The 24,252-nt window shown below is 60.5% G+C and carries 26 protein-coding genes; 7 read left to right on the forward strand and 19 right to left on the reverse strand.

Going from position 1 to position 24,252, the window contains the following annotated elements; translation table 11 throughout:
- Window position 1 precedes the first annotated feature (1 nt).
- Window positions 2-421: a type IV pilin protein gene (locus tag GYM54_RS10195; protein ID WP_197445926.1), complete on the forward strand. Its 420-nt coding sequence runs from the start codon at window positions 2-4 to the stop codon at window positions 419-421.
- 107 nt (window positions 422-528) lie between these two features.
- Here GYM54_RS10195 and ispH read toward each other — a convergent pair whose 3' ends face one another.
- From ispH to murJ, 6 genes are all read right to left on the reverse strand, one after another.
- Complete coding sequence (gene ispH / locus GYM54_RS10200) at window positions 529-1,473, reverse strand: 4-hydroxy-3-methylbut-2-enyl diphosphate reductase (RefSeq protein ID WP_181104898.1); 945 nt, start codon at window positions 1,471-1,473, stop codon at window positions 529-531.
- Between the two features lie 182 nt (window positions 1,474-1,655).
- The gene (gene fkpB / locus GYM54_RS10205) at window positions 1,656-2,093 is read right to left on the reverse strand and encodes an FKBP-type peptidyl-prolyl cis-trans isomerase (RefSeq protein WP_131651873.1); all 438 of its coding nucleotides are present in this window, start codon (window positions 2,091-2,093) and stop codon (window positions 1,656-1,658) included.
- Window positions 2,086-2,589: a signal peptidase II gene (gene lspA, locus GYM54_RS10210; RefSeq protein ID WP_131651874.1), complete on the reverse strand. Its 504-nt coding sequence runs from the start codon at window positions 2,587-2,589 to the stop codon at window positions 2,086-2,088. The genes fkpB and lspA overlap by 8 nt, the downstream gene beginning before the upstream one ends.
- Window positions 2,590-2,781: 192 nt before the next feature.
- Window positions 2,782-5,613: an isoleucine--tRNA ligase gene (ileS, locus tag GYM54_RS10215; RefSeq protein ID WP_181104906.1), complete on the reverse strand. Its 2,832-nt coding sequence runs from the start codon at window positions 5,611-5,613 to the stop codon at window positions 2,782-2,784.
- Between the two features lies 1 nt (window position 5,614).
- Complete coding sequence (ribF, locus tag GYM54_RS10220) at window positions 5,615-6,565, reverse strand: bifunctional riboflavin kinase/FAD synthetase (RefSeq protein ID WP_181104908.1); 951 nt, start codon at window positions 6,563-6,565, stop codon at window positions 5,615-5,617.
- A gap of 84 nt (window positions 6,566-6,649) precedes the next feature.
- Window positions 6,650-8,197 (reverse strand): murein biosynthesis integral membrane protein MurJ, encoded by a 1,548-nt coding sequence (gene murJ, locus GYM54_RS10225; RefSeq protein ID WP_181104910.1) that lies wholly within the window; start codon window positions 8,195-8,197, stop codon window positions 6,650-6,652.
- 215 nt (window positions 8,198-8,412) lie between these two features.
- Here murJ and rpsT point away from each other — a divergent pair, with 215 nt between their 5' ends.
- The gene (gene rpsT, locus GYM54_RS10230; protein ID WP_014854146.1) at window positions 8,413-8,691 is read left to right on the forward strand and encodes a 30S ribosomal protein S20; all 279 of its coding nucleotides are present in this window, start codon (window positions 8,413-8,415) and stop codon (window positions 8,689-8,691) included.
- 333 nt (window positions 8,692-9,024) lie between these two features.
- Here the strand turns inward: rpsT and GYM54_RS10235 are convergent, their stop codons facing one another.
- The 5 genes from GYM54_RS10235 to rplU form a co-directional block, all read right to left on the reverse strand.
- Window positions 9,025-9,486 (reverse strand): CreA family protein, encoded by a 462-nt coding sequence (locus GYM54_RS10235; RefSeq protein WP_181104988.1) that lies wholly within the window; start codon window positions 9,484-9,486, stop codon window positions 9,025-9,027.
- Between the two features lie 8 nt (window positions 9,487-9,494).
- Window positions 9,495-10,613 carry a glutamate 5-kinase gene (gene proB, locus GYM54_RS10240; protein ID WP_181104912.1) on the reverse strand — a complete coding sequence of 373 codons (1,119 nt, stop codon included), beginning with the start codon at window positions 10,611-10,613 and terminating at the stop codon, window positions 9,495-9,497.
- 107 nt (window positions 10,614-10,720) lie between these two features.
- Complete coding sequence (cgtA, locus tag GYM54_RS10245; RefSeq protein ID WP_131651879.1) at window positions 10,721-11,938, reverse strand: Obg family GTPase CgtA; 1,218 nt, start codon at window positions 11,936-11,938, stop codon at window positions 10,721-10,723.
- Window positions 11,939-12,101: 163 nt separating this feature from the next.
- Entirely contained in the window at window positions 12,102-12,359 is a 258-nt protein-coding gene (gene rpmA, locus GYM54_RS10250) for a 50S ribosomal protein L27 (protein WP_025240448.1), read from the reverse strand.
- Between the two features lie 35 nt (window positions 12,360-12,394).
- The gene (gene rplU / locus GYM54_RS10255; RefSeq protein ID WP_058074502.1) at window positions 12,395-12,706 is read right to left on the reverse strand and encodes a 50S ribosomal protein L21; all 312 of its coding nucleotides are present in this window, start codon (window positions 12,704-12,706) and stop codon (window positions 12,395-12,397) included.
- 247 nt (window positions 12,707-12,953) lie between these two features.
- Between rplU and GYM54_RS10260 the strand changes: the two genes are divergently transcribed.
- Complete coding sequence (locus GYM54_RS10260) at window positions 12,954-13,922, forward strand: polyprenyl synthetase family protein (RefSeq protein WP_181104914.1); 969 nt, start codon at window positions 12,954-12,956, stop codon at window positions 13,920-13,922.
- A gap of 158 nt (window positions 13,923-14,080) precedes the next feature.
- Window positions 14,081-14,308 carry a hypothetical protein gene (locus GYM54_RS10265; protein WP_131651881.1) on the forward strand — a complete coding sequence of 76 codons (228 nt, stop codon included), beginning with the start codon at window positions 14,081-14,083 and terminating at the stop codon, window positions 14,306-14,308.
- A gap of 177 nt (window positions 14,309-14,485) precedes the next feature.
- Here the strand turns inward: GYM54_RS10265 and GYM54_RS10270 are convergent, their stop codons facing one another.
- From GYM54_RS10270 to GYM54_RS10285, 4 genes are all read right to left on the reverse strand, one after another.
- On the reverse strand, window positions 14,486-15,103 hold the full coding sequence (locus tag GYM54_RS10270) for an FKBP-type peptidyl-prolyl cis-trans isomerase (RefSeq protein ID WP_131651882.1): 618 nt from the start codon (window positions 15,101-15,103) through the stop codon (window positions 14,486-14,488).
- A 108-nt stretch (window positions 15,104-15,211) separates the two neighbouring features.
- On the reverse strand, window positions 15,212-15,700 hold the full coding sequence (locus GYM54_RS10275) for a TIGR00645 family protein (protein WP_131651883.1): 489 nt from the start codon (window positions 15,698-15,700) through the stop codon (window positions 15,212-15,214).
- Window positions 15,701-15,864: 164 nt separating this feature from the next.
- On the reverse strand, window positions 15,865-16,200 hold the full coding sequence (locus GYM54_RS10280) for a hypothetical protein (RefSeq protein WP_131651884.1): 336 nt from the start codon (window positions 16,198-16,200) through the stop codon (window positions 15,865-15,867).
- A 175-nt stretch (window positions 16,201-16,375) separates the two neighbouring features.
- The gene (locus GYM54_RS10285; RefSeq protein ID WP_181104916.1) at window positions 16,376-18,820 is read right to left on the reverse strand and encodes a Lon protease family protein; all 2,445 of its coding nucleotides are present in this window, start codon (window positions 18,818-18,820) and stop codon (window positions 16,376-16,378) included.
- Window positions 18,821-19,136: 316 nt separating this feature from the next.
- Between GYM54_RS10285 and GYM54_RS10290 the strand changes: the two genes are divergently transcribed.
- The gene (locus GYM54_RS10290; RefSeq protein ID WP_197445927.1) at window positions 19,137-20,168 is read left to right on the forward strand and encodes a cytochrome-c peroxidase; all 1,032 of its coding nucleotides are present in this window, start codon (window positions 19,137-19,139) and stop codon (window positions 20,166-20,168) included.
- A 156-nt stretch (window positions 20,169-20,324) separates the two neighbouring features.
- Here GYM54_RS10290 and mscL read toward each other — a convergent pair whose 3' ends face one another.
- Window positions 20,325-20,735 (reverse strand): large-conductance mechanosensitive channel protein MscL, encoded by a 411-nt coding sequence (gene mscL / locus GYM54_RS10295; RefSeq protein ID WP_197445928.1) that lies wholly within the window; start codon window positions 20,733-20,735, stop codon window positions 20,325-20,327.
- Between the two features lie 219 nt (window positions 20,736-20,954).
- On the opposite strand from mscL, the gene GYM54_RS10300 reads away from it, so the two are divergent.
- The gene (locus GYM54_RS10300; protein WP_197445929.1) at window positions 20,955-21,212 is read left to right on the forward strand and encodes a YdcH family protein; all 258 of its coding nucleotides are present in this window, start codon (window positions 20,955-20,957) and stop codon (window positions 21,210-21,212) included.
- Window positions 21,213-21,389: 177 nt separating this feature from the next.
- On the opposite strand, the gene GYM54_RS10305 is transcribed toward GYM54_RS10300, so the two are convergent.
- Window positions 21,390-21,824 carry a CopD family protein gene (locus GYM54_RS10305; RefSeq protein ID WP_197445930.1) on the reverse strand — a complete coding sequence of 145 codons (435 nt, stop codon included), beginning with the start codon at window positions 21,822-21,824 and terminating at the stop codon, window positions 21,390-21,392.
- A 115-nt stretch (window positions 21,825-21,939) separates the two neighbouring features.
- Between GYM54_RS10305 and radA the strand changes: the two genes are divergently transcribed.
- A complete protein-coding gene (radA, locus tag GYM54_RS10310; RefSeq protein ID WP_197445931.1) occupies window positions 21,940-23,301 on the forward strand; it encodes a DNA repair protein RadA in 1,362 nt (453 codons plus the stop codon).
- 5 nt (window positions 23,302-23,306) lie between these two features.
- On the opposite strand, the gene GYM54_RS10315 is transcribed toward radA, so the two are convergent.
- Together GYM54_RS10315 and GYM54_RS10320 are read right to left on the reverse strand one after the other, a co-directional pair.
- Entirely contained in the window at window positions 23,307-23,675 is a 369-nt protein-coding gene (locus GYM54_RS10315) for a PilZ domain-containing protein (RefSeq protein WP_197445932.1), read from the reverse strand.
- Window positions 23,676-23,738: 63 nt separating this feature from the next.
- Entirely contained in the window at window positions 23,739-24,200 is a 462-nt protein-coding gene (locus GYM54_RS10320; RefSeq protein WP_181104924.1) for an isoprenylcysteine carboxylmethyltransferase family protein, read from the reverse strand.
- Window positions 24,201-24,252 lie beyond the last annotated feature (52 nt).

Here is a 24,252-nt window from a genome sequence, read left to right on the forward strand (position 1 = left end):
CATGGAACAGCACAGCAAAGGCTTTACCCTGATCGAGCTGATGATCGTGGTAGGCATCCTGGGGATTCTCGCGGCGATCGCTTACCCCAACTATATGGAGTACGTACAACGCAGCAACCGGAGCGAGGGACAGGCGTTGCTACAGGATGCAGCTGCGAGCCAAGAGCGATTCTTTACGCAAAATAATAGCTATGTAACCGCTGCGGCTGACATCGCCAAACTTGGGCTGCGCGGCACCAATGGCACCACCGTCAAGTCGGATACAGGGAAATATACCTTGACCGTCGGCACAGGCGACGGGGGCTATTTACTGACTGCAACCCAAGCCTTTGGCGACGCTGCATGCGGCAATTTCACACTTAACGCGCTGGGCGTCAAAGGGAACACTGGGGGGAAAACCGTCGATCAATGCTGGAGGTAATGCGCTTTGGCGGCATGAAAAAGCCCGGCATCAATGCTGGGCTTTTTATGTAGAGAAGCAGGACTCACACCACTAATCGCAACTTGGGTGGTAATCAATTGATAGCTCTACACCTGCCTCACCCGCAGCTCCTTCGGCATCGAAAACGTTACGCTCTCCGGTCGCCCATCCAGCTCATTCACCCCGGTGGCGCCCCACTCACGTAATTGATCGATCACACCACGCACCAGCACTTCAGGCGCTGAGGCGCCTGCGGTGATGCCAATGCGGGCGTCTGCAGCGAACCATTCGCGCTTGAGGTCCTCGGCGCCGTCGATCAGGTAGGAGGGCGTATTCATGCGCTCGGCCAGCTCGCGTAGGCGGTTGGAATTGGAGCTGTTGGGGCTGCCGACCACCAGGACCACGTCGCACTCCCCTGCCAGTTGCTTGACGGCGTCCTGGCGGTTCTGGGTGGCGTAGCAGATGTCGTCCTTGCGCGGGCCGCCAATGCTGGGGAAGCGGGTGCGCAGGGCATCGATCACGCGGCTGGTGTCGTCCATGGACAGCGTGGTCTGGGTCACGAAAGCCAGCGCTTCTGGGTTGCGCACCTGCAACTGGGCGACGTCTTCTTCATCCTCGACCAGATAGATAGAGCCGCCGTTCGCGGTGTCGTACTGGCCCATCGTGCCTTCAACTTCCGGATGGCCCTCGTGGCCGATGAGGATGCACTCTCGCCCTTCGCGACTGTATTTGGTCACTTCCAGATGAACCTTGGTCACTAACGGGCAGGTTGCGTCGAAAACCTTCAGGCCACGCTTGTCGGCTTCCATTTTCACTGCCTGGGAAACACCGTGGGCACTGAAGATGACGATGAAGCCATCGGGCACCTGATCAAGTTCGTCGACGAAAATTGCGCCTCGCTCGCGTAGGTCTTCCACCACGAACTTGTTGTGCACCACTTCATGGCGCACATAGATCGGCGGCCCGAATACTTCCAGGGCACGGTTGACGATCTCGATGGCACGGTCGACACCGGCACAGAAACCGCGCGGGTTGGCGAGTTTGATTTGCATGTGACTTCTCGGCGCTCGGGGCGGGTGAGTTGTTGAGTGTAAATTTTTAGGCAGCAGTAAGAAGCGGGGCTGGCATCAGCACAACGACCATACGCGCGGCAGGGCTACGCACTCTGATTCGCCAGCAGGGATTAGCCGTCCCCAAATTCCTAAAGGAGCAGATTGCCTACGAAGCGAATTATTCAGACCGGCTTGACCTCGAATATCTCCACCTCGAACGTCAACGCCTTGCCAGCCAGCGGATGGTTGAAATCCACGGTCACCTGACGCTCATCGAAGGCTTTGACGATACCTGGCAACTCTGTTTTGGCGGCATCGTTGAAAATCACTAGCAGGCCTTCGGACAGCTCCATGCTTTCGAACTGACTGCGCGGCATGGTCTGCACATTTTGTTGATTGTGCTGACCGAAGCCTTGCTCTGGTGCGATCTGGAAGGTGCGTTTATCACCGGCTTTGAGCCCGAACAACTGCTGTTCGAACCCCGGCAACAAACTTCCATCACCGACCTTGAAGGTCGCCGGCTGCTTGTCAAAAGTCGTATCGACCTGCTCGCCATCTTCCAGACTCAACGCGAAATGGAGGGTGACCTGCATATCCTGCGCGATGCGTTGTTCAGTCATTTACCGCTTCTCCCGTTTTACTACTACGGAACATGTCCAGCGCCAGCATCACTGCGCCGATGGTGATGGCGCTGTCGGCAATATTGAACGCCGGGAAATACCAGCGGTTCTGCCAATGCACCAGGATGAAGTCGACGACATGGCCCAGTACGACGCGGTCATAGAGGTTACCGAGCGCGCCACCTAGCACCAGCGCCAAGGCAACCGCGAGCCAGGTCTCGTTCGGCTTCAAGCGCCTCATCCAGACCACCAGCACGGCACTGACGCCGATGGCGATCGCCGCGAACAACCAACGCTGCCAGCCGGAATGATCGGCCAGAAAGCTGAATGCCGCACCGGTGTTATAGGCCAGCGTCCAGGCGAAGTAATCGGGGATCACGTCGACCTTCTGGTACAGGCTGAAGTTGGCTTCGAAATAGTGTTTGGTCGCCTGGTCCAGGGCGATGACCAACACACTAAGCCATAGCCATGACAGCTTGCCGAAACGCGAAGTCATGCCTCTGCCCTCGAAAGAACATGGCGGATTGCACCCGCCGTCGGGTCAAATCGTAGGGTGGGCCGGGCGACGCTCCGCTTCAGCCCACCGAGGTTCTGCCAACCGTGGGCTGAAGCCCACCCTACGAAGCCGACGCTCGCGACAGGCCGCAAAAGTCCACAGTGGGAACCCATCCTACGATCACGTGCGCTGTCACGCATAGTGACGCACCTCGCCAGCGCCTTCGATATTTTCAACACAGCGGCCGCAGATCTCTGGATGCGCCGCGTGACCACCGATGTCGGGCAGGTGGTGCCAGCAGCGGCCGCACTTGGCATAGTCAGTTTTGCTGACCTGCAGCTTGAGACCTGACAGCTCGCTCTGGACGGCTTCGGCAGGTGCGTTGGCTAGAGGCGCTATCGTCACCGCCGAGGTGATCAGCACGAAGCGCAGCTCGCTGCCCAGCTTGGCCAGATCGGCCACCAGGGCGTCTTCGGCGTAGAGCACTACTTCGGCCTGCAGGTTGCCGCCGATGGTCTTGGCGGCGCGTTGGGTTTCCAGTTCCTTGTTCACAGCGGCCTTGACGGCCATGATTTTTTCCCAGAACTCACGCCCCAGCTCGATCTTGTCTGGCAGCTCGGCCAGCCCCTCGTACCAGGTATTGAGCATGACCGATTCGTTACGCTCGCCCGGCAGGTACTGCCAGATCTCATCGGCGGTGAACGATAGGATCGGCGCGATCCAGCGCACCAGTGCCTCGGCGATGTGGTACAGCGCGGTCTGGCAGGAGCGCCGCGGCAGGCTGTCAGCGCCAGTGGTGTACTGACGGTCCTTGATGATGTCGAGATAGAAACCGCCCAGCTCCTGTACGCAGAAGTTGTGTACTTTCTGGTAGACGTTCCAGAACTTGTAGGTGCCGTAGGCTTCTTCGATTTCCCGCTGCAACAACAAAGCGCGATCGATGGCCCAGCGGTCGAGCGCGATCAGCTGATCAGCCGGAACCTGATGCTGCGCCGGGTCGAAACCGTCGAGGTTGGAAAGCAGGAAGCGCGCGGTGTTGCGAATGCGGCGATAGGAGTCGGCGCTGCGCTGCAGAATGACCTTAGAAACCGCCATCTCACCGGAATAATCGGTGGACGCGACCCACAGGCGCAGGATATCGGCGCCCAGGCTGTCGGTAACTTCCTGCGGCGCAACCACGTTGCCCAGCGACTTGGACATCTTGCGGCCGTTTTCATCGACCACGAAGCCGTGCGTCAGCAGCCCCGTGTAAGGCGCGTGGCCGTCGATGGCCGAACCGGTCAGCAGCGACGAGTGGAACCAGCCACGATGCTGATCGGAACCTTCCAGATACAGATCCGCACGCGGACCGTGGTCATGCCCCATCGGATGCGAGCCACGCATCACGTGCCAATGGGTGGTGCCGGAGTCGAACCAGACGTCCAGGGTGTCGCTGATCTTCTCGTAGTGCGCCGCTTCCTCGCCAAGCAGCTCGGCGGCGTCCAGCTTCGACCAGGCTTCGATGCCGCCCTGCTCCACGCGTTGCGCCACTGCTTCCATCAGCTCGACGGTACGCGGGTGCAACTCGCCGCTTTCCTTGTGCAGGAAGAACGGAATCGGCACGCCCCAGGTCCGTTGACGCGAGATACACCAGTCCGGACGCCCGGCGATCATGCCGTGCAGTCGCGCTTGGCCCCAGGCGGGGACGAATTCGGTCTGCTCGATGGCATCCAGCGCCCGGCGACGCAAGGAACTGCCGTCGTGAGCAACCTTGTCCATACCGACGAACCATTGCGCGGTGGCGCGGTAAATCAGCGGTGTCTTGTGGCGCCAGCAATGCATGTAGCTGTGCTGGATAGATTCATGTTTGAGCAGCGCGCCGACCTCACGCAGCTTCTCGACGATCGCCGGATTGGCCTTCCAGATGAACTGGCCGCCGAAGAACGGCAGGTCGGGCACGTAGACGCCATGGCTTTGCACCGGGCTGAGAATGTCGTCGTTCTCCATGCCATAGTGCTTGCAGGAGCGGAAGTCGTCTTCGCCGTAAGCGGGCGCCGAATGGACGATGCCGGTGCCGGCGCCAGTTTCCACGTAGTCAGCCAGATAGACCGGCGCGAAACGCTCGTAGAACGGATGGCGGAAGCGGATCAGCTCCAGCGCCTTGCCTTCGCAACGGGAGACGATCTCGCCGCTCAGGCCATAGCGCTGCAAGCAGGACTCCACCAGTTCTTCGGCCAGCACCAGCAGCTTGTCGCCGGTATCGACCAGGGCGTAGACGAAATCGGGGTGTACGTTGAGCGCCTGGTTGGCCGGAATGGTCCAGGGCGTGGTGGTCCAGATGACGATACTGGCCGGTTTTGCCAATGCTGCGACGCCGAAGGCCGCCGCCAGCTTGTCCGCATCCTCGACCTGGAAAGCGACATCGATAGCATCGGACTTCTTGTCCTGATACTCGACTTCCGCCTCGGCCAGCGCCGAACCGCAATCGAAGCACCAGTTCACCGGTTTCAGGCCCTTGAAGACGAAACCGCCTTCGACCATCTTCGCCAGCGCGCGGATTTCCCCGGCCTCGTTGGCGAAATCCATGGTGCGATACGGGTTGTCCCATTCGCCGAGCACGCCCAGGCGGATGAAGTCGGCCTTCTGGCCTTCGATCTGCTCGGCCGCATAGGCACGGCAGCGCTCGCGGGTCAGGTCTGCCGGCTGATTTTTGCCATAGGTGATCTCGACCTTGTGCTCGATCGGCAGGCCATGGCAGTCCCAACCCGGCACATAGGGGGCATCGAAACCCGCGAGGGTCTTGGAGCGGACGATGAAATCCTTGATGACCTTGTTCACCGCATGGCCGATGTGAATGCTGCCGTTGGCGTACGGCGGGCCGTCGTGCAGGACGAACTTTGGGCGACCCTCGCCGATCTGCCGCAGCTTTCCGTACAGATCAATACTGTTCCAGCGCTGCAGGATCTCCGGCTCGCGCTGTGGCAGACCGGCCTTCATCGGAAATGCCGTGGACGGCAGATTGAGGGTCGCTTTGTAATCGGTCATTTCAGTCCTGACTCGTGGTAAAGGGTGAAGCTCGCCAGTATTCGCGAGCCGCGGCGATATCGCCTTCGATCGCCGTCTTGAGCGCCTCCAGCGAGGCAAAGCGCTGCTCGTCGCGTAGTTTGCGGTGAAAGGTCACGCTCAGCAGGCGGCCATAAAGATCGCCTTGGTAGCTGAGTAAATGCACTTCAAGATGGGGCTTGCCATCGCTTTCGACCGATGGACGCATCCCAATGTTGGCTACCGCCGGCTGCAACACGCCATCGACTTCGGTACTCACCACAAACACGCCGGAAAGCGGTGTGCTCTTGCGCTTGAGCTGAATGTTGGCCGTCGGCGCGCCAAGCTGCCGGCCTAGCGCCTGTCCATGCATGACTCTCCCGGCAAGAGTGAACGGTCTACCGAGCAGGCGTTCCGCCAAGGCCAGATCGCCATCGGCCAGCACCTGACGCAGCCGCGTGCTGCTGACGCGCTCGGCCTCCACCTCGATGGTGGTGGCAGCTTCGACACTGAAACCCTCGGCAGCGCCCGCTTTCAAGAGAAAATTGAAATCGCCGGCACGATCACAGCCGAAGCGGAAGTCATCGCCGACCTCAAGATGCTGGACGCCAAGCCCTTCGACCAGCGTCGCGTGGACGAACTCGGCGGCGCTCATCTCGCGCAAACGCCGATTGAAGGCCAGGCACAGCACTCGATCGATGCCCTGTTCAGCCAGTAGCTGCAACTTTTCTCGTAGCCGAGTCAGGCGCGCTGGCGCCTTGTCCGGCGAGAAAAATTCGCGCGGCTGGGGTTCGAAAATCACCACACAACTGGGCAGGCCGAACTCGGCGGCACGCTCTCGCAGGCGGGCCAGAATGGCCTGATGCCCACGGTGAACGCCGTCGAAATTGCCAATGGTGGCGACACAGCCCCGATGCCGGGGCCGCAGGTTATGAAGACCTCGAACCAGCTGCATACCGCACTTCTTGCTTGAAAAGTCGTCGATTATACGCATGAGCCGCCGGTCGCGGACAGGTTTGCCGCGACTCCAGCCCACCGATCAGTGACGAAGATGGCGCGGTCGCAAGCCGAGCACTACTAGCCCTGCAACGAAAGCCCCGATCCCGGCCACCACCAGCAGCCCCAGCTGCAACGCGCGCTGTTGCCACGCCCAGGCGAACCATTCGACCGACGGCGCGTTGAGCCACCAGATCGTCGCCACCATGGCGGCACAACCGCCCGCCAGCCGCAGGAGAAATACGCTCCAGCCCGGCGCAACTCGAAACACGCCGATCTTGTACAAGCCCCAAAACAGCAGTCCGGCGTTGAGCATTGATGACAGCGAAGTCGCCAGCGCCAACCCGACATGCTTGAGCGGCCAGATCAGGATCAGGTTCATCACCATATTGGCGACCATGCAAATGATCGCGACCCGCACCGGCGTCTTCAAATCCTGGCGAGCGAAGAAGCCGGGCGCGAGCACCTTGATCAGCATGAATGCCAGCACCCCAAGCGAGTAAGCCTCAAGCGCAAGGGCCGACTGCACCACCGCCTCCTCGCTCATCGCACCGTAGAAGAACAGGCTGGCAATCAGCGGCTCGGCCAGAATGCCCAACGCGAGCGCCGCAGGAATACCTACCAGCAGCACCATTCGCAGCGCCCAGTTGAGCGTATCGGAAAAAGCTTTGGGATCTTCGCCGGCGTGCTGGCGCGAAAGGCTCGGAAGAATAACCGTACCAATGGCGATACCGAACGCGCCGAGCGGCAACTCCGAAAGCCGATCCGCGTAATAAAGCCACGACACGCTGCCAGTCTGCAGGAACGAGGCGAGCACCGTATCGAGCAGCAAATTGATCTGACTGACCGACACCCCAAATAACGCGGGAACCATCAACAGCATGATCCGTCGCACGCCTTCGTCACCGAACTTCACCCGAGGCCGCGGCAACAACCCCAGCTTGGCGACATAAGGAAGCTGGAAGGCCAGTTGAGCAAATCCAGCAATGAATACGCCCCAGGCCAGCGCCATGATGGGCTGGTCGAAATAAGGCGTAAGAAACACCGCCGAAGCGATCATGCAGACATTGAGCAGCACCGGCGTAAACCCCGGCACAGCGAAGCGCCCATAACTGTTGAGCACGCCGGACGTGAAGGCCGTCAGGGAAATCAACAGCAGGTAGGGAAAGGTGATGCGCAGCAACTCGCCGGCCAACTGCATTTTCTCCGGTTCATCATGAAATCCCGGCGCGAAGAGCATCACGACATAAGGCGATGCCAGAACCCCAATGGCAGTAATGCCGGTCAGGATCAAGCCAAGCATGCCGGCCGTGCGATCGACCAGCAGCTTGACGTCCAGCAACGTCCGCTTGGTTCGGTATTCCGACAGCACCGGCACGAACGCTTGGGCGAAAGCTCCTTCGGCAAACAGGCGCCGCAGAAAATTGGGAATTTTGAAGGCAATGAAAAATGCGTCCGCCGCAGCACCGGACCCGAAGTAGCTGGCCACGACCATATCGCGTACCATGCCCAGCACCCTGGACAGCAGCGTCATCACGCTGACTACCGCGCTAGAACGCAGCAATCCGCTTTTGCCGGACGTATCGGACATTTGTTTTCCCAGAGGTTGCGATAGAGGTTCCGGCCAGCATTGGCCACCGGAATCGACGGGCAATTACGACAGATAAAGAGGCCGCGAGTTTAGCGGCAGCCCTTCTGTCCGGCCAGCGTCATCAATCTTCAGTCATGCTTGACAAGCCCGCGCCGCATCGGCATGATTCGCGGCCTTATTTGCTTTGTAATCCCACGTTTTCGAGGAGTTCGACGGTGGCCAACAGCCCTTCCGCCAAAAAACGCGCAATTCAGGCTGAGAAGCGTCGCAGCCACAACGCCAGCCTGCGCTCCATGGTCCGCACCTACATCAAGAATGTGGTCAAGGCCATTGATGCAAAAGATCTGGAAAAAGCTCGTACTGCTTACACCGCAGCCGTGCCTGTAATCGACCGCATGGCCGACAAGGGCATCATCCACAAGAACAAAGCCGCTCGTCATAAGAGCCGCCTGAACGGCCACATCAAGGCCCTCGGCGAAGCTGCTGCAGCCTAAACTGCAGGTTCTTGAAAAAAACCGGCCTCGCGCCGGTTTTTTTGTGCCTGGTTTTTGGATCGAGCACTGGCGAGCGATTGCCGCTTTAAGCGGCTATGCAGCGAATCATCGATCATATGCGTAGTAAGCCCTCCTCCGCAGGAAAGAGAACTTAAGAAAAACGTACATCAGCCAAGCGGCCGTCGAGCTGACAATAGCTTGGTCGGTGTAGGGTGCGCTCCGCGCACTGGGCAAAGCCGGACCGAAACGAGCCAGGCCTGGCACCAAGTTTCGGTGCGCGGAGCGCACCCTACGAGCTACGAACCTTACAGGCGCAATGCCTGGCTTCGCCGCCTATGGATTTTGCATCCAGGGGAGTATTGGAATCGCCGTTACGGCATTCTGCGGGCTACCTTCGATCACCCGGTCGCTGTAAACCAGATAAACCAGCGTATTACGCGCCTCATCGAAAAAGCGCACCACCTGCATGGTCTTGAACACCAGCGAGGTCCGCTCCTTGAACACGACCTCACCATCTTCAAGCTCATCACTCATGCGAATCGGCCCAACCTGTCGGCAGGCAATAGAGGCCTCGGCGCGATCTTCGGCAAGGCCGAGCCCGCCCTTGATGCCGCCGGTTCTGGCGCGAGACAAATAGCAGGTAACACCCTCGACCTTGGGATCATCGAACGCCTCCACGACGATCTTGTGATTCGGCCCGAGCCACTTGAAAACCGTGTCGACCTCACCCACTTCACGCGCCATGCTGACTGCCGGACAGACCAGCAGCACCATCAAAGCCTTCGCCAACCGCATCGAGCGCCTCATACCAGAATCATGTTGTCGCGGTGAATAAGCTCAGGCTCGTCGACATAACCAAGCAGCTTCTCGATTTCGTCGGATGAATGCCCCAAGATTCGCTGAGCCTCAGCAGCGTTGTAGTTGACCAGACCGCGGGCAACCTCCTGCCCTTCCGGCCCCACGCAGACCACCATTTCGCCCCGCCGAAACCCGCCCTGCGCCGCCTTGACACCGACCGGCAGCAAACTGCGATTCCCCTGCTTGAGCGCCTGCACCGCACCGGCGTCCAGTGTTAGCGACCCCCGCGTCTGCAGATGCCCCGCGAGCCACTGCTTGCGTGCGGCATGACGACTGCACTCCGGCGCCAACAGGGTACCCAACTGTTCTCCAGCCTTCAGCCTCGTCAACACGCTCTCGATGCGCCCACCGACAATCACCGTATGAGCCCCCGAACGCGCCGCCAAGCGCGCCGCGCGCAGTTTGGTCTGCATACCGCCACGGCCCAGCGCGCCGCCCGTCGAACCTGCCACTGCGTCCAGCGCAGGATCATCAGCGCGCGCCTCACTGATCAGATTGGCGTCGGGATTAGTCCGCGGGTCGGCATCGAACATACCGTCGCGATCGGTGAGAATGACCAGCAAGTCGGCCTCGACCAGATTAGCTACCAGCGCGCCAAGGGTATCGTTATCACCGAAACGGATCTCGTCGGTGACGACGGTATCGTTCTCATTGATGACCGGCACCACACCTAGATCTATCAGCGTACGCAGCGTGCTTCGCGCATTCAGATAGCGCTTACGGTCAGACAGATCGTCATGAGTGACCAGCACCTGGGCAGTTTGCTGCTCGCAACGACCGAAACTGGCCTCCCAAGCGCGAATCAGCCCCATCTGCCCCACCGCAGCCGCAGCCTGCAGCTCGTGAACAGCCTTGGGCCGTGCCGCCCAACCAAGGCGACTCATGCCGGCAGCGACCGCGCCGGAAGAAACCAGCACCAGTTCGACCCCGGCCTGCCGCAGCGCCACCATCTGATCGACCCAGACAGCCATAGCCGCCTGATCGAGACCGCGACCATCAGCGGTCAGCAAAGCGCTGCCGATCTTAACTACCCAGCGCCGCGCGCCGCTCACCTTGTCCCGCATCGATCCCGCCTTCTATCCAATATCCGGCCAAAACCATACCGGCGGGCAACGGACCAGCCAGCCCACCGAGCACCCGCACAAAGATCCGCAAATCACCACCACAAGCCTTAACGCACGTAGAAGATTTCCGCGCCGCCCTCGTCATCGTCGTCATCATCGAAGTCGTCGTCATCCACCTCATCTACCGGCTTGACGCCAGCGCGGCGCAACGCCCGCTGATCGTCAAGCGCCTGCAGACGGGCACGCGCCTCGTCTTCGATCTGCTGATCCAGCTCGGCAAGCGCCTCGGCATAGGCCGGCTCTTCGCTAATACGCAGCGCTCGCTCATCCAGATAACGCATAATCGCCTGGCTCAATTCCTCGGTACCTTCCCGCTCCAACGCGGAAATCACGAAAACCGGCCCAGTCCACTCGAGACGCTCCACCACCTGACGCATGCGCTCCTCGCGCTCCTCGTCGAGCAGCTGATCAGCCTTGTTCAGCACCAGCCAGCGATCACGCTGAGCCAGCGCGGGGCTGAATTTCTCAAGCTCGTTGAGAATGACTTCGGCCGCATCGGCAGGATCACTTTCATCGAGCGGCGCCATGTCAACCAAGTGCAGCAGCAAACGCGTACGCGCCAGGTGCTTGAGGAAACGAATCCCCAAACCCGCACCTTCAGATGCACCTTCGATAAGGCCCGGAATGTCGGCAATCACGAAGCTTTTGTAGCGTCCCACGCTGACCACGCCCAGGTTCGGCACCAGCGTGGTGAACGGGTAATCCGCGACCTTCGGCTTGGCAGCCGACACGGAGCGAATGAACGTGCTCTTGCCGGCATTGGGCAAGCCCAGCAGGCCGACGTCTGCCAGCACTTTCAACTCAAGCTTCAAATCGCGCGCATCACCCGGCTTGCCCGGCGTGGTTTGCCGAGGCGCTCGGTTGGTGCTTGATTTGAAACGTGTGTTACCCAGGCCATGCCAGCCACCCTGCGCGACCAGCAGGCGCTGACCAGGCTTGGTCAGATCGCCGATGACTTCCTGCGTTGCCGCATCGATCACCGTCGTGCCAACTGGTACCGGCAGAACCAAATCCTCGCCCTTGGCACCAGTACATTCGGTGCTGCCACCTTTCTGGCCATTCGGCGCATTGAAGCGGCGGGTGTAGCGGTAGTCGACCAGCGTGTTGAGGTTTTCGTCGGCCATCAGATAAATGGAGCCGCCATCACCACCATCGCCGCCGTTGGGGCCGCCTTTCTCGATGAACTTCTCGCGACGGAAGCTCATCATGCCATTACCACCGTCACCGGCCTTTACAAAAATCGATACTTCATCGACGAATTTCATGGGAACGCCTCCCGCCGCAAGGACGGGCTAGAAAACAGGAATATAAGGGTCTTGCAGAACCCATCGAAAACTAGAGCAAAGCAGTGTTTTGCAAGAGCCCTATAGAGGATACAGAAACAAAAAAGCCCCGTCGCATGACAGGGCTTTTCCAGCAACACCGCAGTTAGGCTGCGACGACGCTCACGTAGCGACGGCCAAAAGCGCCCTTCACTTCGAACTTGATCACGCCTTCGACTTTCGCGAACAGGGTGTGATCCTTGCCCATGCCAACGCCGTAACCGGCGTGGAACTGGGTGCCGCGTTGACGCACGATGATGTTACCGGCCTTGATGACCTGGCCGCCGTACATCTTCACGCCAAGTCGTTTGGCTTCTGAGTCGCGACCGTTGCGGGTAGAACCGCCAGCTTTTTTGTGTGCCATGAGTTCAATACTCCTATAAGGGGATTCAGGCCCGATTAGCCCTGAATACCGGTGATTTTGACCTCAGTGAACCACTGACGGTGGCCCTGACGCTTCATGTGGTGCTTACGACGACGGAATTTAATGATGGTGACCTTGTCGTGACGGCCTTGAGCGATCACTTCAGCAGTGACCTTGGCGCCTTCGACTACCGGAGCACCGATCTTCACGTCGTCGCCGTTGCCGACCAGCAGAACGCGGTCGAAAGTGACAGCTTCGCCGGTTGCGACTTCGAGTTTTTCAATCTTGAGGTATTCACCTTCGGCAACCTTGTACTGCTTGCCGCCGGTTACGATAACTGCGTACATCTATGTATCTCCGTTGATCCTGCTCACCCAGCGCTTAAGTGAAATAGTTGGTGGCTGGCATGGCTGCTCGAGGTCCGGAGGGACGCTCTTGCAATTGCGTAAGGCAGGGAAATGCCCAGGGGGAAGTTCAGGGTCCGCGATTGTACGCATGCGCCCGGGCCTGCGCAATAGCCGCCGGGCCTTGCCTTGACAGTCCATGACCCGCCCCATAGCATGCCGCGCAACCTCCGAGGAGTACCGGCTTCCGATGCAACCCCAGGCCTTTTATCAAGTCGTGGCTGATGATTTTGCCGCCGTCGATGGCATCATCCGCAACCAGCTAACGTCTCGCGTACCGCTGGTGGAAAAGATCGGGGATTACATCACCTCGGCCGGAGGCAAACGTCTGCGCCCCCTGCTGGTGCTGCTCAGCGGTAACGCGCTCGGCCTCAAGGGTGATCAGCTGCGTCTGCTGGCTGCCATCATCGAATTCCTGCACACCTCGACCCTGCTGCATGACGATGTGGTCGACATGTCCGGCATGCGCCGTGGCCGCTCTACCGCCAATGCGCTATGGGGCAACGCCCCGAGCGTACTGGTGGGCGACTTCCTTTATGCGCGCTCATTCGAAATGATGGTTGCACTGGGCTCGATGCCAGTTATGCGCATCATTTCCCAGGCCACGCGTGTAATTGCCGAAGGCGAGGTGCTGCAGCTGTCCAAGGTTCGCGACGCCAGCACCACCGAAGAAATTTATATGGAGGTCATTCGCGGCAAGACGGCCATGCTGTTCGAAGCCTCCACCCACAGCGCCGCCACTCTGGCCGAGGCCGATGAGGAACAACGCGAAGCGCTGCGCACCTTTGGCGACTATCTTGGCATTGCCTTCCAGCTGGTCGATGACCTGCTTGATTACCAGGGAGATGCCGAAACCCTGGGCAAGAACGTCGGCGACGACCTGGCTGAAGGCAAGCCGACCCTGCCGCTGATCTATACCATGCGCGAAGGCACTGATGAGCAGGCCGCACTGGTGCGCAAGGCTATCCAGAAAGGCGGTATCGAAGACCTCGAAAGCATCCGCAGCGCCGTACAAGCTTGCGGCGCACTGGACTACACTGCACGCCTGGCGCGCGACTATGCTGATCGAGCAATCGCCTGTCTTGAACTGCTTCCGGCCAACGCGTATCGCGATGCACTGGTAGAGCTCAGCCGCTTCGCCGTCGCTCGCACGCACTGATCCAGCAAAACAGGGTGCAACTGGCACCCTTCAGTTTCCTATCAGCCCACCTCGCCCTTCCTTCAGTCCGCTCCGCCATTGATCCCGGCGAGCATTTTTGCGCTTGCATCTTTGCAAATAGCAATTATTCTCATTAAGGAAATCAACTGGAGCCGAACATGACTTATCTGATTGATGCATGGCTGGACCGCCCACAACCCTACCTGCGCATACTCGATCGCGATACCGGTGCGGTGTGCATTTCGTTGGAGGGAGACGCCCTGAACGAACTTCGTGACCAGGGCGATCTGGATCTGCAGGAGCTGAGCACCAGCGAACCCTGCGTGCTCAAGGAACAGGTACGCAACCTGTTCCTGTTCTCCTATGCCCGGGCGTTGCGCCCCTGAGGCCGAACGCATTGGCCGAAATAATTCGGTCCTACAGGCGTTTCGTTCGTGACGGTGAAGGACCACTTCTCCAGGCCCTGTCGAGCCGAACTTGTTCGGCCTGTTGCGTCTACTGGCCGAATGAATCGGCCAAGGGCGCTTCGACCGCGCCGAAACGCCAACAGGTCCTATGGCGACTTACAGAACCGCGAGCAGTTCGACATCGAAGACCAGCACACTGTGCGGAGGAATGCTGCCGACACCCTGGGCGCCGTAGGCCAGTTCGCTCGGCACATAGAGACGCCACTTGCTGCCGACGCCCATCAGTTGCAGCGCTTCGGTCCACCCGGCGATTACACCGCCCACAGGAAACTCTGCAGGCTGGCCGCGCTGGTAGGAGCTGTCGAAGACGGTGCCGTCGATCAAAGTGCCGTGGTAATGCGTACGAACCTGGTCCTCGCGGGTCGGCTTAGCGCCTTCACCAGCGGTCAGGACTTCATACTGCAGGCCCGAAGCCAGCGTGGTAACGCCTTCGCGCTTGGCATTATCAGCCAGGAACGCCTTGCCTTCGCCTGCCGCGGCTTCGGCTTTCTGCTGGGCTTCGGCCTGCATGCGCTCACGGATCACGGCGAAGCTGGCGTTCAGGTCTTCCGGGCTGACTTGGCTGGCCACACCGCCAAAGGCATCGCGGATCCCAGCGATGACCGCATCCAGGCTGATGCCGGGCGGCGGATTCTCGCGCAGCTGATCGCCCAGCTGGCGGCCGATGCCATAGCTCACGCGCGTTTCGTCGGTGGTTAGGTTGAGGTCGGTCATGCCTGGGCTCCGCAGGAAAAAAGGGCGGCTAGCCTAGCACAGCTTGCGGCCCGGCCTGCCCGCCCACGCACGCACGCACGCACTTTGTGGCAGCTGGACGATTTGCACTCAGTGCTTGGTGATCTTGTCCAGATAACCCATGGCGAAGGCGGAGAATACGAACGTCAAGTGAATGATCACGTACCACATCAATTGCTCGCTCTCTAGCTGCTGAGCATCCATGAACATGCGCAATAGATGAATGGATGAGATCGCCACAATCGATGCCGCGACCTTCATTTTCAACGAGCCGGAATCGATCTTCCCCAGCCAATCTAGCTTTTCCTTGCCCTCATCGACGTTCAGTTGCGATACGAAATTCTCGTAGCCAGAAAGCATCACCATGACCAGCAGGCCACCGACCAGCGCCATGTCGATCAGCGAGAGCAATTTGAGGATCAGATCGCCTTCGCTCAGCGAAAGCACGGCCGGGAGGATGTGCCAGATCTCCTGAAAGAACTTGATCGCTAATGCCAGCAGGGCAAACGCCAGGCCGAAATAGATAGGGGCAAGCAGCCAGCGGGCCGCATACATGGTGTTCTCGACGAAGCGTTCCATCTGTTCTCACTTGAGGAGCTGATATCGGCAGCGAGTATACGCAGCGCCACAGCGCCTTCAAGAATGCCTTTATGACAGCAGATTTTTCTTGTGGATAAGAATCTTGAGCGCCGACTCGATTCGCAAAGTCAGCCCTGCTCGCCCAGCACGAGCGTGGCCAGGAATCAGGTTCTGGATTCCCAACCGCTCAGATAGCGAGCCTGATTGGCGTTGATCTTGCGCAGCTCGGCGTGCATGTGCAGCTGCCAGATCGATGGCGAATCGGACTCACAATAGCCCTGCCCGTGAAGATTGCTGGCGATCGCCTGCAGCACCGTCTCGGCCTCGCGAGGCCCATGGAATGGGCCCTGCGCCTTGATCGCGGTGGGTTGGCCGGCGTCGATACCGGCCGCACAAAGCAAGGTCCACAAGCCTTGTCCGCCGTTTAGTGGACGAATGATGCATTCGATACGGGTAACCAGACCCAGGCATTGACGGTTCAGACAGAGTGTTTGAGACATGACGGCGATCCTCGCGCTCGGTTGCGCACCGTCATCCAGGACGAATGGGCGGGCCAACCTGTTTATCCCCAGAAGTTGTGGATAACCATGTGGACAGAGAGTGGGAATTCTCGTCCACTGCAGACCCGCCGCCGGCCGTATCGTTCCGTCCGGTTTTTGCTCAATGCAGAACCGGTCAGCTCTGCTCGCCCCCCTTCGCTTGTGCCAGCACCTCCTCTGGAGACGCCGCATCGCTTTTGCTGTCATCCTCGAGTTCGATCTCGGCGATATCGCGCAAGCGCTCCACTACCCGTCCGTTAACGCTGCCTCGGGGGAAGTTTCCGTCCTTGTCCGCCGCACCTACCGGCTCGCCCACCAGCAGCGAAAGCGCCTCATCCACATGGCGGACCGCATACACGTGGAAGCGCCCCTGACGTACGGCTTCCAGCACACGCTCATCAAGCATCAGAGTGGTCACATTGGCGAAAGGTATGATCGCGCCCTGCTCGCCGGTTAAACCGCGCGCCTCGCAGAGACGGAAGAAGCCTTCGATCTTCTCGTTCACCCCACCAACCGCCTGCACTTCACCGAACTGGTTGATCGAGCCGGTGATGGCGAAGCACTGCTTCAACGGCGTACGTGAAATGGCTGAGATTAACGCGCAACATTCGCCCAGCGATGCACTGTCGCCATCGACGTACCCGTAGGACTGTTCCAGCGCGATGCTGGCGGAAATCTCAAGCGGGAATTCCTGTGCGTAGCGGCTGCCGAGAAAGCCGGTCAGGATCATCACGCCCTTGGAGTGAATCGGCTGGCCGAGGTTGACCTCGCGTTCGATATCGACGATCCCCGAGCCACCCGGATAAACGGTGGCGGAGATGCGCGCTGGCATGCCGAACGCCGAGTCGCCGACTTCCAGCACAGTGAGGCCGTTGCACTTGCCGATGGCCGCACCTTCGCTGTCGATGAGGATGACTCCGGCGAGGATGTCCTCGAGAATTCGCGCCGAGACACGGCCGGTCCGAGTCGCCTTGGCTTTCAGCGCTCGCTCGATATGGCCAACATCGGTCACCTCGTCTTTGGCCAACTGACGGATGAAATCCGCTTCGCTGACCAGTTGGAACAGATCGCCGATACGCGCCGACAAGCGCCCCTGATGCTCGGCCAGGCGCGCGCTGTAGGTCGCCAGACGCGCCACCGCCGCTGCGGTCAGCGGCGCCATGCCCTCTTCCGAGGTGCGCGTCTTCATCAGCTGGGCGAACTGTTCGAGGCTGTCCTCGGCCAGCGGGATCTCCTCGTCGAAGTCGACCAGTACGCGGAACATCTCCTGGAAATCTGGATCCAGGTCTTGCAGGGTGTAGTACAGCTGCCGAGAGCCAATGATCACCACCTTGACGTTGAGCGGTATGACTTCCGGCGTCAGGGTGACAGTGGCCAGACGCCCTAGCTCGGCCAGCGGCGATTCCATTTTCAGCTTGCGCGACTGCAACGCACGCTTGAGCGCCTCCCAGACGAAAGGCTCGCCGAGCATCTTTTCCGCTTCGAGCATCAGGAAGCCGCCATTAGCGCGGTGCAGCGCACCCGGACGCAGCTGGCGATAACTGGTGTAAAGCGCGCCCTGATCGGTGCTGTACTCGATGCGACCGAACAGGTTGTCGTAGGTCGGGTGCGGTTCGAACACCACCGGCGCGCCGCCGTCCAGCGGATGCCCGACCACCAGGCTCGGACTGTACTGCTCTTCCAGCAGCTGGCGGGTCTGGGCGTCGGGGCGATTCTCGTCGACCAGCTGCTCCACCACGGTCTTCAGCAGATTGACTTGCACGGCCTGTAAATAAGCTTCGATGCTCGCGTTTTCACCGTATTTTTCCGATAGCGGCGCTAGCAGCGGCTGCAATGCCTGGCTGATGGTTTCATCGTTGAGCTGACGCAATTGATTGCTCGACTCGCGCTTCCACTGCGGCAGGCTGGCGAGCCCCTCGTTCAGCTGCACTTCCAGTGCGGAAATATCCTCGTGGTAGCGCTCGCGATCCGCCTCCGGCAGTTGCGCGAACTCGGCTTCGTCCATCGACTTGCCGTCTTTCATCGGCGTGAAGGCGATATTGCTGCTGTCGCGGTAAAGCGCGATTTCTTTCTCCAGCGCGAGCTTCTCGATCACATCCAGCGCCTTGTCGTAGCGCTGATTGAAGGCGCGGTCGATGGCGCTCTTCTTCTGCTGAAAGCTCGGATGCTCGAACACCGCCGGGAAGGTCGCCATGAGATTGTCGATCAGTTGACCGATGTCGGCGATGAATTCACCCGCGCCGCCCTGTGGCAGTTCCACCACGCGCGGCTCGCGGGGCTCGTCGAAATTATTCACGTACACCCAATCCGACGGCGTATCCAGACGCTTGCCTTCAGCCTTGAGATAGCGCCGCACGAAGGAGAAACGCCCCGTACCCGGCTCGCCCATCACGAAGACGTTGTAACCGGGACGCGGCATCGCCACGCCGAATTGCAAGGCCTCGACGGCTCGCTCCTGGCCAAGAACGCCCAGGAAAGGTTCCAGTTCATCAGTGGTTTTGAAGTCGAACTGGCTGGGTTCGAAGGGGCGGGTCAGCGCCTCGGGCGCCAGGCGCAGGCCGGCAGCGTCAGTTTGGGGCATCGGAAATCCTTGCTGGAGTGGCCGTTTGACCACGATTGATGCCGCCATTCTGGCGTTGCCACTGCCCTGCTGCAAGGCTGGCAGGCGAGCGCCCCGAGACGGCGTACGACAAGCGCGCGGCTCAGAGGCGGAAGATCGAGTGGGCATTTTTCTTGACCAGATCACCGGGCTTCAACGCAACTAACGTCGAAACATTTAGTAGCGAGCTAATTGATAGCAAGCGTCTGAAGCTCGCTATCGCTTGACCTGAATCAAGCCGTCGCTCGACGGAAACAGGCCTCCTAGAACCTGCCAACATCTATAAGGAGCCCCACTGATGAGCGCCCCACTTCCTCTGCTGCTCAGCGGTTTGCTGCTGGTCGCCGGCACCGCCCATGCCGACGAACTGCGCGACCGCGCCAACGCCATTTTCCAGCCGATCCCGGATAAGGTCACCGAAGTCCGTGGCCAGACCGTCAGCGAAGACCAGGCGATACTTGGGCACAAGCTGTGGTTCGATCCGCGCCTGTCGCGCAGCCACGTGATCAGCTGCAACACCTGCCACAACCTCAGCATCGGCGGCAGCGACAACGTCACCACCTCCATCGGCCATGGCTGGCAGAAAGGGCCGCGCAACTCACCGACCGTGCTCAACGCCGTATTCAACGCCGCGCAGTTCTGGGATGGCCGCGCCAAGGACCTGCAGGAACAGGCCAAAGGCCCCGTGCAGGCCAGCGTCGAGATGAACAGCACGCCGGAGCGCGTGGAAGCGACGCTCAAGAGCATTCCCGAATATGTCGCCGAGTTCACCAAGGCGTTCCCCAAGGACAAGGACCCGGTCAGCTTCGACAATATGGCCTATGCCCTGGAGGCCTTCGAAGTTAGCTTGACCACGCCCAACTCGCCGTTCGACCGCTTCCTCAAGGGTGACGACGAGGCGCTGGATGCGCAGCAGAAGGAAGGCCTGGCGCTGTTCATGGATGCCGGCTGCATCGCCTGCCACAACGGCGTCAACGTCGGCGGCCAGAGCTACTTCCCCTTTGGCGTGATCAAGAAGCCGGGGGCCGACATACTGCCGGAAGATGACAAGGGTCGCTTCGCCGTAACCAACACCGCCGCCGACGAATACGTGTTCCGCGCCGCCCCGCTGCGCAACATCGCGCTGACGCCGCCCTACTTCCACAGCGGCGAGGTGTGGGATCTTGAACAGGCCGTGGCCATCATGGGTGACAGCCAGCTCGGTCGTCAGCTCGAGGATGACGAGGTCAAGGCCATCACCGCCTTCCTGCAGAGCCTGACCGGTGAGCAACCGCAGGTGGCCTATCCGCTACTACCGGCTAGCACGGCGACTACGCCGAAGCCGGAATAAGCCACTCTGCTTCCCCGGCGCCCGCGCCGGGAGTTCCTTTCAGTATCCCTTTACCACCCAGTGAGCGAACCGTTCAGCTCGCCGCCTTGAACGGCTCCTCCCCGGCACCGACCTGGCCCGAGCAAGGGGCCGCTGCTCGGGCGCTAGGGAGACGATTCAGGACCGGTTCTGCGCGCGCAACGCATCGCGAATTTCGGTCAACAGCACCTCTTCCTTGGAGGGCGCTGGCGGGGCCGATGGCGCTTCGGCTTCCTTGCGCTTGAGGTGATTGATGGCCTTGACCGCCAGGAAGATGGCGAACGCCACAATGGCGAAGTCGAATACCGTTTGGACGAAGCGTCCGTAGCTCAGAGTGACCGCCGGTGTATCACCCACAGCCTGCTTGAGCACGATGGCCAGGTCCGAGAAGTCCACCCCGCCGATCAACAGTCCCAGCGGCGGAGTGACCACATCCGCAACGAAAGACGAAACGATTTTGGTGAAGGCTGCACCGACGATAATGCCCACGGCCATGTCGATCACATTGCCCCTGACGGCAAACGCCTTGAATTCGCTGATCAGACTCATATCGAAAAATCCTTACGGTAATTGGCTTGCATCGGAATGCCGTCGTAATACGGCGTAACAACCGTTGTAGAGCATAGGCACCCTTCGGATCGCATACCAGAGCGGGCCGCACTCCGACGGCTGGAGCGCGAGGATATCGATCGCTTGATCGCCGTCAACCGGGTAAATCGGCCGCAACGCTAAGGTAGTTGCTCCCCTGTACATCTCCGGAGCAGCTCCATGCACGTCGAACATCACGCATTGATCAAGGACTTCCCAGAAAAACGCGAGCAGCTGCAAAAACTGCGCATGGAAAACCCAGTCTTCGCTCGTAAGACTGAGGAATACGAAGCGCTGGACAAGCGCATCAGCAGCGCCGTAAACATAGACGACGCAGCGCTCGAGGCGCTCAAGCAGGAGCGTGAGACCTTGAAGGACGATATCGCCCGAGACCTCAAGCGTGCCTCCGGCAGTTGCTGTGGCGGCTGCTGCGGCTAAGTGCCCACAAATACAGCCGAAGCCCGCCGTTATGGCGGGCTTTTTTTCATTTGCCGGCCGTGTTTATAGATCTTCGCAGCAAGACTAGGCAGCCTCGCTGTTCCTGCAAAAGCCGAGACCGCGTTATACCTTTGGAGCGAGCTTGCTGGCGAATGGCGTTCGTAGATGGTGATCGGTCTAGAACAACCCACCAAACCGGAATCCCGATCCGACCCAGACGAACGCCACCGCCGTCAGGGTAATCAGCACAATATGCACGCCCAACTGCGGCAGGCGCTGCGCGTCCAGCTTCGGAATCAGCGCCAGCCGCGCGTGCACGCCTAGCGCAGCAGTAAGCGCTAGCAAGACCAGCTTGGCCTGGACCAGGTGAGCGATGGGTGAGTCGCCGAACCACTGCGAATGCGGCAACCAGCGCCGGGCCAGCCAGACGCCCGTGATGATCTGCACCAGCAAGGCAGGAATGCCGACCCGTTCGTAAAGCTGCTCGAAATGGCGCACCGGCTGCACGTCACGACCGCGCAACGCGCAGGGCAATACGCTGAACAGCAGCACCAGATGGCCGCCGACCCAGACGCTGGCGCCCAGCAAATGCAGAAACAACAGATGGCGCATGGCACTTCACTCCTGGTCGTTTGCCCACAGTCTGGCCGTTCGCGCGCCGCTTGTAGCTGATGCCGATCAAGCCAGCCGTTATCATGCGACTCCATTTCCCCGACGCGGAGTTCCCATGGCCAAGGCCAAGCGCATGTACGGCTGCACCGAGTGCGGCTCGACCTTTCCCAAATGGGCCGGCCAGTGCAGCGATTGCGGCGCCTGGAACACCCTTGTCGAAACGATCATTGACGGCGCCGCCCCGCCATCGGGCCGTGCCGGATGGGCGGGCGAGCAGGCCAACATCAAGACTCTGGCCGAAGTCAGCGTCGAAGAAGTGCCGCGCTTTTCCACCGCGTCCGGTGAACTGGACCGTGTGCTCGGCGGAGGCCTGGTGGACGGTTCGGTGGTGCTTATCGGCGGTGATCCGGGCATCGGCAAGTCCACCATCCTGCTGCAGACACTCTGCGCCATCGCCCAGCGCTTCCCGGCGCTCTATGTCACCGGCGAGGAATCCCAGCAGCAAGTGGCCATGCGCGCGCGGCGGCTGGATCTGCCGCAGGACAAATTGAAGGTGATGACCGAAACCTGCATCGAATCCATCATCGCCACCGCGCGGCTGGAAAAGCCCAAGGTGATGGTCATCGACTCGATCCAGACCATCTTCACCGAGCAGCTGCAATCGGCGCCCGGCGGCGTTGCCCAGGTACGGGAAAGCGCGGCGCTGCTGGTGCGCTTCGCCAAGCAGAGCGGCACGGCGATCTTCCTGGTCGGCCACGTGACCAAGGAAGGCGCGCTGGCTGGCCCGCGCGTGCTGGAGCACATGGTCGACACCGTGCTGTATTTCGAGGGTGAGTCCGATGGCCGCCTGCGCCTGTTGCGCGCGGTGAAGAATCGCTTCGGCGCGGTCAACGAGCTGGGCGTGTTCGGCATGACCGACAAGGGCCTGAAGGAAGTCACCAACCCCTCGGCGATCTTCCTTACCCGCGCCCAGGAAGCGGTGCCCGGCAGCGTGGTCATGGCGACCTGGGAAGGCACCCGGCCGATGTTGGTGGAGGTGCAGGCGCTGGTGGACACCAGCCACCTGGCCAACCCGCGCCGCGTCACCCTGGGCCTGGACCAGAACCGCCTGGCCATGCTGCTGGCCGTGCTGCACCGCCACGGCAGCATCCCGACCTACGACCAGGACGTGTTCATAAACGTTGTCGGCGGCGTAAAAGTGCTGGAGACAGCGGCGGATCTGGCGCTGATGGCGGCGGTGATTTCCAGCCTGCGCAACCGGCCGCTGGATACCGATCTGCTGGTATTCGGCGAAGTGGGCCTGTCCGGCGAAATCCGCCCGGTACCGAGCGGCCAGGAACGCCTGAAGGAAGCGGCCAAGCACGGTTTCAAACGCGCCATCGTGCCCAAGGGCAACGCGCCGAAGGAAGCGCCGGCAGGGCTGCAGATCATCGCGGTGACGCGTCTGGAGCAGGCGCTGGATGCGTTGTTCGAATAGCTTGCTCAGGGCTCGCCAAGCGCAGCCAGCTCGCGGTCGAGCAACGCTTCATCGCCCAGATTGAGTTCGACCAGACGCCGTAAATGGCTGATCGATTCGACATCGATATGGCGACAGACCAGGCCGATCAGCTCGCCTTCGGCATGCGCCATCTCGACTTCCATGCGCACTTCCGCATCGTCCGATAGACGAATCCGCGCATGAAACGGTTGCGCGGAGTCGGCATCCCAGCTCGACGGGCGATGGACCAGCAATCCTTTCAATGACAAATCGTGCAGCTCCACCGGCCAGCGGTTCTGCCCCTGAGCGAGCTCCGTTACGGCGTCGAAGTCGATACGCTGGAAACGCCGACGGTCGTGGGTGTTTTCGGTCATGATTTCAGCTCCCGGTAAACTTCTGTGAACTGACAAGACGAGCCCGCCCTGCCAAAGCGGCGCTCAGAGCCAACGGCGCACTCGCCGCCGGTAGGCGCGGTATTCGTCGCCAAACAGACTCGTCAGCAAATGCTCTTCGTGAACGATCACGGTGCGCTGCATGCAGAGAAACAGCAAGGGTAGCAGCAGCCAGGGCCAGAGACTGGCAAGCAGCAACGCAATGCCGCAATAGATCATCGTATCGGCCAAGTAGATCGGGTTGCGCGAAAAGCCGAACGGCCCGCTCTGCAACAGGCTGCTCGGCTTGCCATAGGGGTTGATGGTGGTGCGATGGCGAAACATCTCCCATGCCGCCCAGACCATCAGCAGGACGCCTATCACAATCGAGGCCCAGCCGGCACAGGACGCCAGCTCATGCACCGGCAGGTCGAGCGGCACCCCGCTCGACAACGCCCAGGCAGAGCCGATAAAGATCAGGTAGACCAGCGGAGGCGGAGGCCTCACTCCGAGTGATTTGTCAGGCATGTAGATTCCGGAGACTGTTGGTTGCATTCAATATCGCAGCAGCGTCCAACGG

This window comes from Pseudomonas sp. MTM4, from assembly GCF_019355055.1.
In the GTDB taxonomy this organism is placed as follows: Bacteria; Pseudomonadota; Gammaproteobacteria; order Pseudomonadales; family Pseudomonadaceae; genus Stutzerimonas.